This window comes from Actinoplanes sp. NPDC004185, from assembly GCF_053603475.1.
In genome coordinates, this window is sequence record NZ_JBSGFR010000002.1 from 161007 (window position 1) to 175531 (window position 14525).

Consider the following 14525-nt stretch of genomic DNA (forward strand, 5'->3'; position numbering starts at 1 on the left):
CGATCGACCCCGCGACTTCCCCGCACCGGACGATCAACCGCAGACCGGACAGGCGTCGACCGGGCAGCCGCAAACCTCGTCCGACAGCCGCAATGATTCCAGCCCTCAGCCGAGCAACGACCCGCAGGCGTCAGCGACGACCAGCCCAGCCACGGCCAGCCCAGCCACGGCCAGCCGGGCCGCGACCGGCCCAGTCACAACCGACTCAGCCGCAACAGGCCGAGGCGTGACTGGCCCAGCCACGACCGGCTCAGGCATGACCGATCGAGGCGCAACCGGCCCGGCAACCAACGGTCCAGGCGCGACCGGCTCGGCCGCCAGCCGTCCAGGCATGACCGGTCCAGCCGGGTCGGGCTCGGCCGCGACAACCTCGGGCATGACCGGCGACACCGCGGACGACTTCGAGGAAGACTTCGTCCCGGCGAACGAGGTCGAGCGTGACCTCTACCGTGCCGTCGATGAGGGCAGCACCGATTCCTTCCTCTCCACCTTGCTGCTTGCCACCGTGCTGGTGCCCGTTGCGCCCAACTCGCGGCCCGGCAGCGCCCCCGGCGAGTCCGGTTTCGCGTTCCGGACCGAGGAGATCGACGGGGACCGTTTCCTGGTCGTCTTCACCAGCCGGGACCGGCTCGCCGAGCATTTCGCCGAGCCGACCCGCACGGTCGGGGTCCGGTTCGTCGATCTGATCCGCAACTGGCCCGATCCGGCCTGGTCGTTCGCGGTCAATCCGACCTCGCCGATCGGCGCCCGGTATCCCGGTCCGCAGGTCATCGCGCTGGCCAGCTGGGCTGTGGAGGCCGGGCTCGGCGGTGACCCGGTCGACGCGCCCCTCGAGCTTCCGCAGCGGCCGGCCGAGCCGACCGCGCAGCTCACCGTCATGCAGAAGGCTGTGCCGGCCGAGCAGATCGACTACTACCTCGAGCGGGGTTACGACCGGGTGGCCGGGTTCGTGCACCGCGCCGGTGAGGTCGAGCATCTGCGCACGCCGGGCGAGCTCTTCTCCGCCCTGGGCCTGGTCTACGACGGCTCGCCCTATCAGGCGGATGCCAAGGAGGCCTTTGTGCTCCGCTGGCCGGCGCACCGGCCCAGCCTCTACCGCATCCCGTACGGCGGCCAGAGCGAACAGGCATTGCGGGCCATGGACGGCTGGGTCATCGAGCGGCCACCGTTCCGGGGCAACGGTTTCGCCCCCGGTGAGGGCAAGGACGTCATCGCGGAGTTCAAGGTGGACAGTGTGCGGCTGCCGCACGGCGCGCAGTTGTGGCGGATCGCCGACGGTGCCGAGCAGCTGATCGCCGTCTTCGACTGTGACGCGCCGGTGTGGCGCCGGGTCGGTGAGCGGTGATGCGCGACGGCTACGTGGTCAACTGGCACGGCCGGGAGTACGACGCCGCGCCCGATGGGGAGAACGTGCGGGTCTATGCGCCCGAGCCCGCCGAAGGCTTCACCGAGGTGCGGCCCGGTCGCTACGTGCGGGTGCTTCAGCCGGGTGAGTTCGGTGAGCTCGTCTACATCCGTACGACGTGTTCGTGGCGGGGTGAGCCGTTCATCGTGCTCGCCGAGGCCGACAACTGGCTGCGCTTGGAGTACACCGGTGGCCGGGCGCCGGTCGCTCGTGAGCTGGGGCTGGAGGAGTTCGACTTCGGGGTCTACCAGGGCTGGGCGCCGGCGAACGAGGTCACTCAGCTCTACGAGCACCGCGTCTGACCTGACCCGCGGCGGAGAACCCAGCAAACTTCACGGAGGGGCCTCAGGCCTTCAGCCAGCGCAGGATCTCGCCGGTGACGAGATCCGGCGCCTCCTGGTGCAGGAAGTGGCCGGCATCCGGGATCAGGCGCCACTCGTACGGCGCGATCACGTAACGGCCCGAGCCCTGCGCCGTGCGGGGCAGCACCGCCGTGTCCAGCTCGCCGTGCATCTGCAGCGTGGGGGTGACCAGCGGCTGCTGCATCAGCTTGACGAACCGGTAGCCCTGCAACCGCAGCGCCGACCGGAACACCCACCTGTACGCCTCCAGCGCACAGAACGCCGCCTGCGGGATCTGCATGGCCTCCCGGCACCGCGCGACGTATTCCTCGTACGCGGCCGTCTGGGTCCACCTCGGACTGCTCCAGTGCTCGATCAGCTCGCCGACCATGGCCGCGTCGTTCTTCGTCAGCACGTGCTCGTAGCGGGGGACCTGGAACCGCAGGATCGACGCGCTCGCGGCCGCCTGGCCGCGGGGGTCGGCGAACAGCGCCGCGCGCAGCCGCAACGGGTGGGCCGCGCCGAGCACCACGAGCCGGCTCACCATCTTGGGGTGGAAGGCCGCCGCGGCCCAGCCGATCATGCCGCCGGCGCCCGCTCCGACGATCATCGCGGAGCGTTCGCCGAGGGCCCGGATCAGGCCGGTCACGTCGGCGGCCATGGTGTAGCCGTCGTAGCCACGCGGGGGCTTGTCGCTGGCGCCGTAGCCGCGCAGGTCGATAGCGACCGCCCGGAAGCCCGCGTCGGCGAGCCGGGTCAGCACGTCGTGCCACGCCCACCAGAACTCGGGGAAGCCGTGCAGCAGCAGGACGAGCGGTCCGGTGCCGGCCTCGACCACGTGGAAGCGGCTGCCGTTGGCGCCGACGAAACGGTGGGTCCAGGGACCCTCCGTCAGTACGCACGCCTCGTCCACCTGGGCACTCATGCGATCCAGCGTACGGGCCTAGGGAAAGTGCTGGATGGCACCCATGCTCACCGGGATGCCCGGGCCACAGTCGATGCGCAGTCTGGCCGGGGTCAGTGCGGCCTTGATGTGGTCACCTTCGGCCAGCTTCGTGCCCTTGTCCGAGTACATCGCGTAGGCGACGCCGTCGAAGGTGACCAGGCCGTAGCAGGGGCCGGTGCCGCCGCGGGTGATGGTGCCCTCGATCCAGCCGGGTGAGCGGACGATGTCCGTCGGCGTCTTGGGGATGCCGGCCGGCTTGGACGGCGCGGGGCCGGTGGGCACCGAGTTGTACGGGCCGCTGGGCGCGGGCGCGACCGTCGACGCCGAGCCGCTGGGTGCGGGCGCGACCGTCGACGCCGAGCCGCCGGGCGTGACCGGCACGGAGGTGCCCGGTGCCACGGGAGACCCGGCTGAACATGCCGTCAGGCCCGTGAGGAGCAGGAACGTTGCTGCGGCCGTACGGGAAAACGAGATCATGACCCACCTCCGTGAGTGAGACCCGGGCCCGGCCCTGCGGGTTCCCGTGGGGGTGAGAAAAGGCGACGCCCGGGGCCGAGGCCCCGGGCGTCGCTGTGCTGCGGTGGATCAGGAGAACTTGACCTTGAGCGAGGTACCGCTCTGCTCGACGACCTTGATCTTGACGCCCACGGCCGGCAGCTTGACGCCGGCCCACGGGATCTCGTCGTAGAAGTACTTCTTGGTGTCGTCGAAGGTCGGCTGGGCCGCCTGGCCCCGCACGTAGCTCGCCTTGTCGTTGACGTGCAGCGTGAAGGAGTCGGCCTTGGTCAGGCCGAACGGCGCGTCGTAGAGCTGGATGCGCGCCCGCCAGGGCTGGCCCTCGAGGTTGTAGAACGGCGCCGGGTGGCTGTCCACGATCAGGTTGCGGCCCTGACCGGGGTGCTGGTTGACGTTGTTGTCGGCGAACGACGTGTCGTTGTACGAGATCAGCAGACCCTGCTGGTACGCGAAGTGCTCGGCCCAGTCCGGCTTGCTGGTCGGCCAGCCGAAGTTGTACGGGCCGGTCTTCAGGTACTTGTCGTACGCCGTGTACGTGCGGTTGCCGGCGATGTAGAAGTTGTCGTAATCGGCGGTGATCGAGTCACCCTCGACGCTGAAGCCGGCAGCGGTCCACTCCGGCGTGCCCTCGGCACCGTCGGTGGAGACCGCGGCACCGTTCGCCGTGATGGTGAGGTCGTCGCCGAAGAAGCCGCCCGCGGAGGAACCGCCGTCGGTGATGTAGTGCAGGCGGACCTGCACCTTCTTACCGGCGTACGCGGTCAGCGGGATGCTGATGTTCTTCCACTCACCGCCACCGTCGCCACTCAGGGCCGGACGCGGCGGCACAGCGCCGTCGACGCCCAGCGGGGCACCGTCGACCGTGCCGTCGAGCGCGGTCCACGCCTTGCCGTCGGTGGAGGCCTCGAAGTAGAGGTAGTCGTAACCCTCTTCGATGTTGTAGCGGCCCTTGAGGTCGAACGACGCCGAGGTGGCCCCGGTGAGGTCGACCGACTTGGTCAGCGTGGTGTTCAGGTTGTCGTCGTTGCCGGAGAAGTACTGCTTCTCGCCGGCGAACGGCGCACCGAGGTCGGTGGTGACCTCCTTGTCGGGCAGGACCACGACAGCGGCCTGCGCCTTGGTGCTGTTGTACTCCTGCGGGCCGAGCTCGAGGGTCTTCTTCTGACCCGCGACCACAGTCTCGTAGTCCAGCCAGCCGAGCTGCAGCTTCTGCCAGGCACCGATGTCGCCCGGGCGCGTGCCGAGGGGCTCGCCGGCGCCGGAGAGACGGCTCTGGGCCATCAGGGTCCAGAACTCGCTGTTGTTGTTGGTGCCACCGGAGACGTCGTAGTCGTCGGGCAGGCCGAGGTCGTGACCGTACTCGTGAGCGAAGACGCTCAGGCCGCCGTTCTCGGGCTGGACGGTGTAGTCACCGATCCAGATGCCGGTGTCGCCGATCTGCGTGCCACCCGCCTTGTTGGTGGCGGGGCCGGTGATGCCGGCCGAGGTGTTGTACGCGTACCAGCGGTGCGCCCAGATCGCGTCCTCACCCTGCTGCGGGTCACCGTCGGACTGGTCGCCGCCGGCGTGCACGATCTGGAAGTGGTCGATGTAGCCGTCGGGCTCGTTGAAGTCGCCGTCGCCGTCGAAGTCGTACCGGTCCCACTGGTCGTAGGACGCCATGTCGGCCTTGATCTGAGCGGCGGTGCGCCCGGCGGCCTTCTGGTCGGCGACCCACTTGTTGGCGGCGTCGGTGACGAGCGCCCACATGTTGGTGTCGGTGCAGACGCCGTTGACGTCGCAGTCGCGACCGTAGCGGGCCTCGTTGTAGTTGACCTTGACCCAGTCGGAGACCTGGCCGTCGACGCTGTAACGCCCGGACGACTGGGTCTCGTAGTAGGTCTTCAGCGACTCGACGCCCTTGCCCTCACCGAAGTACAGCTCCTGGTAGTGGGCCCGGTTGTAGTCGGGCTGCCACACCGTGGTGTTGTCCTTGGAGCGGTCGGGCGAGGGGATCTTGTTGTGCAGCGGGCCCTCGAACGTGGTCGGGCCGGGGGTGAGCGGGTCGCTGTCGACATCCGGGTAGTTCGGGTGCCGGTCGTTGCCGAACTCGGCCAGGATCACGAAGATCTTGTCGGTCCGCTCGTTGCTGAGCTCGACGTACTGGTCCTGGCCGGCGTTGGCGACGCGGCGGTTGGTCTCGCCGCCACCGCGCGTCTTGCCGACCTTGGCCACGGTGCTGCCACCACGCTGCTGCGTCTTGACCGTGCCCTTGAGGATGCCGTTGATGGCCTCCTGGCGCAGCTCGCGGCGCTTGTCCTCGAACGGGTTGGGCAGCTCGTCCACGGGGGCCTTCTTGCTGGCCGTCGCCGGGGCCGGGTCCACCGGAGGGGCCGCCATCGCCGCGGCCGGGAGCATGATCCCGGCACTGCTGACCATTGCGGCACCGAGTAGTCCCACGACTACTTTGCGCACGTACTACCTCCGTTGACGTGACCGATCGCTGGGTGCAGCGGATCGGCGGAAAACGGCCCCGGGTTTCGGGGCTCAGGTGAACGTATGCAAACAGTCAGATGTATGGAAGTGCTGGGCCCAAAAGAAAGAGAATCTTTACGCGGAAGCGCTCAGCCGACCGGCGTCAAAGTGCTGACCTCGACCGGAGTGCCTGCCCCACAAGCGATATCCAGCGTCGACGGGCTGACGTCGGCCTTTATCCGAATGCCGATGGTCAATGTCCGGCCCTTGGCTTCATAGAGGGCATATTGGACGCCGTCGTCGGTGACGAGGCCGTAGCACGGGCCTGAGCCGCCGCGGTTGACCGTGCCGACGATGAGCTCGGTGGCTTTGATGTCGTCCGTCGGCTCGCTCGGCGGAGCGGTGGGCCGGGTTAGGGTCGGCAGCGGGGAAACGGTCCGCTCGGCCCGCGGGGGAGCGACGGTGGGCTCGTTGCCGGCGGCGCACCCGGACAGCACGGTCAGGGCGGCGGCGAGCACGAGGATCCCGGTTCTGGTCACGGCCGCTTGGACGTGCCGGCAATCGTCGCGGTTCCCCGGAAACGGGACGGCGCCCGGGGAGTCACTCCCCGGGCGCCGCTCGTACTGCTGGTGATCAGCTGAACTTGACCTTCATGGACGTGCCGTTGACGTCGACGACCTTGATCTTGACGCCGGCGGCGGGCAGCTTGACGCCGTGGTTCGGCAGCTCGTCGTAGAAGTACTTCTTGGTGTCGTCGAACAGCGGCTGCGCGGCCTGGCCCCGGATGTAGCTGGGCTTGCCGTTGATGTGCAGCGTGAACGAGTCCGCCTTCTTCAGGCTGAACGGCGCGTCGTACACCTGGATGCGGGCCCGCCAGGGCAGCCCCTCGAGGTTGTAGAACGGCGCCGGGTGCGCGTCGATGTAGAGGTTGCGGCCGACGCCCGGGTGCACGTTGGTGTTGTTGTCGACCTGGGAGGTGTCCCAGTAGGAGATGAGCAGGCCCTCCTGGTACGAGTAGTGGTCGACCTTGTCCGGCTGCGCGGGGTAGCCGAAGAAGTACGGGCCGGTCTTCAGGTACTTGTCGTACGACACGTAGCTGCGGTGGCCGGCGATGTAGAAGTTGTCGAACTCCTCGACCGAGGCGGCGCCGACGATCGAGAAGCCGTCGAGGGCCCAGGTGGTGTCGCCCTCGGCGCCGTCGGCCAGCACGGTCGCGCCGTCCGCGGTGATGGTGACGTCGTCACCGAAGAAGCCGCCCTCGGAGACACCGCCGTCCGTCAGGTAGTGCAGGCGGAAGTCGACCTTCTTGCCCGCGTACGCGTTCAGCGGCACCGCGATGTCGACCCACGCGCCGGCGGTGCTGCCGGTCAGCGCCGGCGTCCCGCTGGCGTCCGTCGGGAAGGCAGCGCCGTTGACCGTGCCGTTGAGCCGGGTCCAGGTGGTGCCGTTGTCCGTCGAGGCCTCGAAGTAGAGGTAGTCGTAGTCGGTCTCGATGTCGTAGCGGCCCTTGAGCGTGACCCCCGCTGTGGTCTTGCCGGTGAGGTCGATGGTCTTGCTCATCGAGTTGTTCAGGTCGTCGGCGTTGCCGGAGAAGAACTGACCCTCACCCGCGAACGGCGCACCGAGATCGGTGGAGACCTCCTTGTCCGGGAGCACGACCACCGCGGCCTGCGCCTTGGCGGAGTTGTACTCCTCCGGACCCATGTTCAGGGTCTTGGACTGCCCGGCCACGATCGTCTCGTAGTCGAGCCAGCCGAGCTGGAGCTTGTTCCAGGCGCCGAGGTCGCCCGGGCGGGTGCCGATGCCCTGGTCCCCGGCGGCGCTGAGCCGGCTCTGGGCCATCAGGGTCCAGTGCTCGTTGTTGTTGTCGCCGCCACCGGAGGTGTCGTAGTCGTCCGGCAGGCCCAGGTCGTGCGTGTACTCGTGCACGAAGACGGACAGGCCGCCGTTCTCGGGCTGGATCGTGTAGTCGCCGATCCAGATGCCCGTGTTGCCGATCTGGGTGCCGCCGAGCAGGTTGCCGGCCGGGCCGGTGCGGCCCTGGTCGGTGCCGTACGCGTACCAGCGGTGGCTCCAGATGGCGTCCTCACCCTGGTTCGGGTCACCGTCGGCCTGGTCGCCGCCGGAGTGGACGATCTGGAAGTGGTCGATGTAGCCGTCGGACTCGTTGAAGTTGCCGTCGCCGTCGAAGTCGTAGCGGTCGTACTGGTCGAACGACTTCATGTCGGCGGCGATCTCGGCGTCCGTGCGCCCGGCCGCCTTCTGCAGCTCGACCCAGCGGTTGGCCGCGTCGCGGACCAGGGCCCAGGTGTTGTTGCAGACGTTGCTCGCGCAGACAGCCGGGTCGTCGCCGTTGGCGTCGGTCGGGTTGTCGTTCGAGCGGCCGTAGCGGGCCTCGTTGAACGGGACCTTCACCCAGTCGGTGACCTCGCCGTCGACGCTGTACCGGCCGGAGGACTGGCTCTCGAAGTAGGTCTTGACCGACTCCGTGCCCGCGCCCTCACCGAAGTACAGGTTGCGGTAGAAGTCGGCCGAGTAGTCCGCCTGCCACACCGTCGAGTTGTCCACGGCCCGGTTCGGCTCGGGGATCTCATTGTGCAGCGGTCCGTCGAAGCGCGCCGGGCCGGGCACGGTGGGAGCCATGTCCTTGTCCGGGAAGCTGGGGCTGCGCTCGTTGCCGAACTCGGTCAGGATCACGAAGATCCGGTCGGTCCGCTCACGGCTGATCTCGACGTACTGGTCCTGACCGGCCTTGGCGACCGCGCGGTTGCTGGTGCCGGAGCCCTGGGTCCGTCCGACCTTGACGACCGAGCTGCCGTTCTTGGTCACGGCCTTGGCCTTGCCGCTGACCACGTCGGCGACTGCCTGCTCGCGCAGGGCGCGGCGCTTGTCCTCGAGGGGGTTGGGCAGATCGTCGACAGGTGCTGAGTTGGCATCGGCCTTAGCGACCGGCGCTGGATCCACTGGCGGGGCGGCGTTGGCACCGGCGGGGAGCATGACCCCGACGCTGGTGACCATCGCGGCGCCGAGTAGTCCCACGACCACCTTGCGCACTACGTGTACCTCCGTTGACGTGACCGAGCGCTGGGGTGCAGCGGACGGCGGTAAACCGGCCTCGGATTCGAGGCTCACGTGAACGTATGCAAACACACCTATGTCTTGGAAGAGCCCGGAGATATTGATGAGAGATGGTTACGCATTATGGTTTTTCCATCATGCAAGTACCGGCATATACCCAAAAGTGGACTGTGCTCATGAAACGGCGGCAGACCTGCACGATCGCAGGGCTGCCGCCGTTTATCGATAACTGTCTCAGTCTTCGGACTTAACCGCCTGCATGCCGGAGGAGATCAGATCCATCACGGCGGAGTCCTGCAGCGTCGTGACGTCACCCAGGGAACGGTTCTCCGCAACGTCCTTGAGCAGGCGCCGCATGATTTTGCCGGACCGCGTCTTGGGCAGCTCGGCCACGAGCATGATCTGGCGCGGCTTGGCGATCGGGCCGAGCTTCTTGGCGACGTGGTTGCGCAGATCCTGGATGAGCTTCTCGCCGGCCTCGCCCGAAGTGTCCACATTGCCCCGTGGAATAGTGAAGGCAACAATAGCCTGCCCGGTGGTCGGGTCGGTCGCACCGACCACGGCCGCCTCGGCGACCGACGGGTGCGACACCAGGGCCGACTCCACCTCGGTGGTCGAGATGTTGTGTCCTGAGATCAGCATGACGTCGTCGACCCGGCCGAGGAGCCAGAGCGCGCCGTCGTCGTCCTTCTTCGCCCCGTCGCCGGCGAAGTAGATCCACTCGTCGCCGACGCCCGCGCCCTTGCCGAAGCGCGACCAGTACGTGTCCTTGAAACGCTGCTCGTCACCCCAGATGCCGCGCAGCATCGACGGCCACGGCTCGCGCAGCACCAGGAAGCCGCCACCGCCGTCCGGCACCGACTCGGCCTCGTCGTTGACCACGTCGGCGGAGATGCCCGGCAGCGGGGTCATCGCCGAGCCGGGCTTCGAGGCGGTCACGCCGGGCAGGGGCGAGATCATCATCGCGCCGGTCTCGGTCTGCCACCAGGTGTCCACAATGGGGGCGTTGTCGTGGCCGACGTGCTCGCGGTACCACATCCAGGCCTCGGGGTTGATCGGCTCGCCGACGCTGCCCAGGATGCGCAGCGACGACAGGTCGTACTTGGCCGGGATGTCGTCGCCCCACTTCATCATGGTGCGGATGAGGGTGGGTGCGGTGTAGAGCAGGCTCACCTTGTACTTGTCGACGATCTCCCAGAACCGGCCGCGGTGCGGGGTGTCCGGGGTGCCCTCGTACATGACCTGGGTGGCGCCGTTCGACAGCGGACCGTAGACGATGTACGAGTGGCCGGTCACCCAGCCGATGTCGGCCGTGCACCAGTAGACGTCGGTCTCCGGCTTGACGTCGAACACCGCGTGGTGGGTGTACGACACCTGGGTCAGGTAGCCGCCGGTGGTGTGCAGGATGCCCTTCGGCTTCCCGGTCGTGCCCGAGGTGTAGAGGATGAAGAGCGGGTGCTCGGAGTCGAACGCCTGCGCCTCGTGCTGGTCACTGGCCTGCTCGACGCTCTCGTGCCACCACAGGTCCTTGTCACCCCACGTGACGTCCTCGCCGGTGCGGCGGACGACCAGCACGTGTTCGATGCTCGGGCACTGCGCGACGGCCTCGTCGACGGTCGGCTTGAGCGCCGAGGGCTTGCCGCGGCGGTAGCCGCCGTCGGCCGTGATGACCAGCTTGCAGTCGGCGTCCTGGATGCGGGTGGCGAGCGCGTCGACGGAGAAGCCGCCGAAGACCACGCTGTGCAGCGCGCCGATCCGGGCGCAGGCCAGCATCGCGACCGCGGCCTCCGGGATCATCGGCAGGTAGATCGCCACGCGGTCGCCGGCCGTCACGCCGAGCTCGGTCAGCGTGTTCGCCGCCTGGCTGACGCTGCGGAGCAGGTCCGCGTAGGTGATGGTGCGGGTGTCGCCGGGCTCGCCCTCCCAGTGGATGGCCACCTTGTCGCCGTGGCCGGCCTCGACGTGGCGGTCCACGCAGTTGTAGGCGATGTTGAGCTCACCGCCGACGAACCACTTGGCGAACGGCGCGTTCGACCAGTCCAGCACCTGGTCCCAGGGCTTGGCCCAGTGCAGTCGCCGGGCCTGCTGCTCCCAGAATCCTTCGCGGTCGTCGTCGGCCTCCTGGTATGCCGCGGCCTTGACGTTGGCGGCGGCGGCAAGCTCGGCCGGCGGCGGGAACGTCCGCGTCTCCGAGTACAGGTTCTCCAGTGTCTCGCTCATGAGGGCGGCTCCTCTGCCATGACCGGTCGCTTCGTCTGAACACTAGTTCTGCCGGGGTGGCCCGGCGAGAGTTGCAAGCTGTAGTGCCCTGTGGCCGCGCCGAATGGCGATCCGCGCGCGCCGATCGGGCACGAGATGATCGGTACTGCGCGAATCTTGCCACTTACGAGCCACTTCGCGCACCCCGGGTTTCCGGGCTTTTTCCGGCTACGGTTGGCCCGTGACTGCTGATCCACTGGCCCCGCTGCTCGCGCTGGCCGACGTCGAGCCCGCGTTCACCGCCGCGCGCGAGCGCGTCGACGCCGCGATGCGGCACCGCGCGCTGCGCCGCAACGGCGGCCAGGTGGCCGCCGAGGTGAGCCTGCGGGCCGCGGTGGCCAGCGCAGCCCTGGAGGAGCACCGGTACGACCTCGACGAGGTACGCGCCGGCACGGTCACGGACCCGGTGATCCAAGGAGCCCTGCGGGTCGCCGAAGCGCTCGGCGGGCTCGTCGACCTGTGGCCCCGCGCCCCACGCCAGGTGCTCGCCCGGCTGCACGTGCTGGCGGCCCGCGGCGTCGTCCCGGAGCCGGCGCTGGGCCGGCTCGAGACCGGCGCCGACCGCATCGACGCGCTGGCCGGGCTCGTGGCCGGCAACGACCGCACCCCGCCCCTGCTGCTCGCGGCCATCGTGCACGCCGAGCTGCTGACGCTCAAGCCGTTCGCCGGTCCGGCCGGGATCGTGGCCCGCGCCGCGGCCCGGCTCACCCTCATCGGCCGCGGATTCGACCCGCGGGGCCTGGTCGGCGTGGAGGCCGGCCACCTGGCCCGCGAGCCCGAGTACGTGGGCGCGGCCGGGGCCTACGCCACCGGCACTCCCGACGGCGTGCGGTCCTGGCTCCGGCACTACGCGGCAGCGGTGTCCGCGGGAGCCGACGAGATCGCGGAGATCGGCGACACCGTGCTGAGCCCTTCGGGTACGTAGCCCCTCGCCCGGTTGGCTGCCATCTGCATCGATGTCCGGAACACCCTATTTCTGCCGGGCTCGGTTGGCATACTCGGCCGGGTGGGAGACGAGTGGAAACGTCCGTACACCCCGGGCTCGGGCCGCTGGCTGGTGATCGGCTGGGAAGCCGTCGCCCTGGCCCTGCTCGGCTGGAGCACGGTCGAGCAGTTCGGGCTGGCCGGCGCCGGGGTCCGCATCCTGGCCGCGGTGATCACCACGGTCTGGGTGGTCGGCGGCTGGCGGATCCGCGAGATGGGCGTCTACATCGGCCCGGCCGGCCTGCGCGTCCGGGGGCTGCTGCGCTCCCGCACGATGCGGTGGGAGGAGATCGCCCACGTCCGGCTGCACCGGCACACCCACAAGCTCGGTCGCTGGGAGATCGAGGCCGGCATGACCGTGCTGATCGAGCGCCGCGACGGCACGATGGTGAACACCGAACTGTGGGCCCAGGGGATGGACTTCCACTCCCGGCCGCACCTCTTCCGCCAGGTCTACCGCGAGCTGCGTGAGCGGCACCTCGCCGCGGTCGCCCCGGCCTGAGCCGGACATGAGGACGGCGCCTCACGGGTGAGGCGCCGTCGCTTCGCACGTCCTACCGGGCTATCAAGCGTGCACCTGGGTCGTTGTCGGCAGTCCTGATGAGGTGCCGCCGCAACGTGCCTGCCGTGGCTGATCGCGCGTGGGTTCCCGGTGGCCGTGCACGGTGCTCCGTGAAGGGCTCCGCTCCTTCTTTCTACGCCCGGCCGCCCTTGATCGCCAGAGTTTCGGCAGCGTGAAGCCACCGCGGGTGATAGTCAGACACATGCGGTATCGGTCTTGACATTCGGCCGGCCCGCTCGCCGGTGTGCCTGCCCGGCTCAGGCGAGGGCGGCCCGGGTGCGGCGGTGGCGGCCGTAGATGGCGATCCCGATCGCCACCCCCACCCCGACGCCGAGCGCGGCCGCGGCGACCGGCACGGCCGGGCGTTCCCGCAGCCTGCGGCCCAGCGGTACGGGGTGCCGGAACTCCAGCACCGGCCAGGACCGCTCCAGCGCGACCCGCCGCAGCGTGCGGTCCGGATTGACCGTGCTGGGATGACCGACCGCCTCCAGCAGGGGCAGATCACTGCTCGAGTCCGAGTACGCGTAACACTCCGCCAGGTCGTACCCGCGCTCCTCGGCCAGCTCGCGGACGCCGTCGACCTTGCGCACGCCGGCCGCGTAGAACTCGACCTCGCCGCTGAACCGGCCGTCGACGATGCCCATCCGGGTGGCGATCACGTCGGTCACCCCGAGCAGCGCCCCGATCGGCCGGACCATCTCGTCGCCGGAGGCCGACACCAGCACGACGTCCCGGCCGGCGGCCTGGTGCTCACCGATCAGGATGGCCGCTTCCGCGTACACGTACGGGTTGATCAGCTCTTCCAGGGTCTCCGCCACGATCTGCTGGACCTGCTCGACCTTCCAGCCCTTGCACAGCGCGGCGAGATAGTCGCGGGTGCGGGCCATGGTCTGCTCGTCCGTGCCGCCCAGCCGGAACATCAACTGGGCGTAGGCGGATTTGACCACGTCGCGGCGGCTGATCAGCCCATCGCGGTAGAACGGCCGTCCGAAGGCCAGCGCGCTGGACTTGGCGATGACGGTCTTGTCTAGGTCGAAGAAGGCGGCACTCGGGCCCACGGGCCGAAAGTGTAGCCGCACCGAGCACCGGCCCGGCCGCCTCGGGCCACGGACCGCGACGAAAACACCCGTGGACGGTAGTCGGTCACCGTGGGTACTCGACGGTGGCGCACTCCTGAGGCATGCTTGTGGTGCGACTGTGATTCATGTTGTCTGTGCGACAGGTGTTGTCTGTGCAACAGGTGGGAATCGGCGGAGTCGCACACACCCTTCCCGCACACAGATTCTCGGTGATTGCGCCCCCCGCGGTCACCGGGTCCGATTCGGCTCGACCCCCCCGGAGCCGAATCCCAGGACGGCCCCCGACTCCCCCGTCGGGGGTCGTTCCCATCTGTGCTGCTAGGCCCTGGCCGCGGAGACCGACTCGTCCTGCTCGGCGCGTCCGTCGGCCTCGCTCATGCCGAAGAGATCGCACAGGCCGGTGACGGTCAGCACCTGGCGGAAGCTCGGGCTGGGGTTCGTCACGACGAAACGCGCGTCGTGCTCGGTGGCGGCCCGATAACCCTCGATCAGCGCGCCGAGGCCGGTCGAGTCGATGAAGGTGGCCCCGCGCAGGTCGACCCGCAGCTCCGGCGGGGACCAGTCGGCGACGGCGTCCCGCAGAGCCTGAGCGACCTCGTCGGCATTGGTGAAGTCGATCTCGCCCAGCACGGCGACGCAGGCCGTCCCGTCATCGCCGAGCGAGCTCTCGGTCGGGTGCTCCATGCCAACTCCATCGGTCCGGGTCGGCCCAACATACCCAACCCCGCGGGCGTTCATTCCCCTCACGTATCGGCTGGGCGACCCCCGAAGTTACCCATGATCGCCGCCAGATAACAGATCACTTCCCGCCCGCGGGCGTCGTCCACAGCCAGGGGTTTGTCCACAGGCCGGGGCCGGGCCCGTTGAAGGGGGCCGGGTCGGAGCGCGACGGTGAGCGCCC

General features: G+C 69.1%; 11 protein-coding genes and 1 pseudogene. 4 read left to right on the forward strand and 8 right to left on the reverse strand.

All coding sequences use genetic code 11. The features are described from left to right. Positions 1–412: 412 nt before the first annotated feature. Together ACWEOZ_RS02885 and ACWEOZ_RS02890 are read left to right on the forward strand one after the other, a co-directional pair. Positions 413–1345 (forward strand): annotated as a pseudogene (locus tag ACWEOZ_RS02885) (SseB family protein); the annotation flags it as partial. Next, positions 1342–1707 (forward strand): hypothetical protein, encoded by a 366-nt coding sequence (locus ACWEOZ_RS02890; protein WP_451909055.1) that lies wholly within the window; start codon positions 1342–1344, stop codon positions 1705–1707. The pseudogene ACWEOZ_RS02885 and the gene ACWEOZ_RS02890, both read left to right, overlap by 4 nt. A gap of 43 nt (positions 1708–1750) precedes the next feature. Here the strand turns inward: ACWEOZ_RS02890 and ACWEOZ_RS02895 are convergent, their stop codons facing one another. From ACWEOZ_RS02895 to acs, 6 genes are all read right to left on the reverse strand, one after another. After that, positions 1751–2671: an alpha/beta fold hydrolase gene (locus tag ACWEOZ_RS02895; RefSeq protein WP_451909056.1), complete on the reverse strand. Its 921-nt coding sequence runs from the start codon at positions 2669–2671 to the stop codon at positions 1751–1753. 18 nt (positions 2672–2689) lie between these two features. Further along, positions 2690–3169, reverse strand: coding sequence for a hypothetical protein (locus ACWEOZ_RS02900; RefSeq protein ID WP_451909057.1), 480 nt, complete (start codon positions 3167–3169; stop codon positions 2690–2692). Between the two features lie 108 nt (positions 3170–3277). Next, positions 3278–5647: an immune inhibitor A domain-containing protein gene (locus tag ACWEOZ_RS02905; protein ID WP_451909236.1), complete on the reverse strand. Its 2370-nt coding sequence runs from the start codon at positions 5645–5647 to the stop codon at positions 3278–3280. Positions 5648–5811: 164 nt separating this feature from the next. Beyond that, complete coding sequence (locus ACWEOZ_RS02910) at positions 5812–6180, reverse strand: hypothetical protein (RefSeq protein ID WP_451909058.1); 369 nt, start codon at positions 6178–6180, stop codon at positions 5812–5814. Positions 6181–6295: 115 nt separating this feature from the next. Further along, on the reverse strand, positions 6296–8701 hold the full coding sequence (locus ACWEOZ_RS02915) for an immune inhibitor A domain-containing protein (protein WP_451909237.1): 2406 nt from the start codon (positions 8699–8701) through the stop codon (positions 6296–6298). A gap of 273 nt (positions 8702–8974) precedes the next feature. Further along, the gene (gene acs, locus ACWEOZ_RS02920; protein ID WP_451909059.1) at positions 8975–10960 is read right to left on the reverse strand and encodes an acetate--CoA ligase; all 1986 of its coding nucleotides are present in this window, start codon (positions 10958–10960) and stop codon (positions 8975–8977) included. A gap of 220 nt (positions 10961–11180) precedes the next feature. On the opposite strand from acs, the gene ACWEOZ_RS02925 reads away from it, so the two are divergent. Together ACWEOZ_RS02925 and ACWEOZ_RS02930 are read left to right on the forward strand one after the other, a co-directional pair. After that, positions 11181–11924: an oxidoreductase gene (locus ACWEOZ_RS02925; RefSeq protein ID WP_451909060.1), complete on the forward strand. Its 744-nt coding sequence runs from the start codon at positions 11181–11183 to the stop codon at positions 11922–11924. 81 nt (positions 11925–12005) lie between these two features. Further along, positions 12006–12485, forward strand: coding sequence for a PH domain-containing protein (locus tag ACWEOZ_RS02930; RefSeq protein ID WP_451909061.1), 480 nt, complete (start codon positions 12006–12008; stop codon positions 12483–12485). 317 nt (positions 12486–12802) lie between these two features. Here the strand turns inward: ACWEOZ_RS02930 and ACWEOZ_RS02935 are convergent, their stop codons facing one another. Further along, positions 12803–13603, reverse strand: a complete 801-nt coding sequence (locus tag ACWEOZ_RS02935; RefSeq protein ID WP_451909062.1) for an HAD family hydrolase — start codon at positions 13601–13603, stop codon at positions 12803–12805. A 339-nt stretch (positions 13604–13942) separates the two neighbouring features. Further along, complete coding sequence (locus tag ACWEOZ_RS02940; RefSeq protein WP_451909063.1) at positions 13943–14308, reverse strand: STAS domain-containing protein; 366 nt, start codon at positions 14306–14308, stop codon at positions 13943–13945. Positions 14309–14525: the final 217 nt, after the last annotated feature.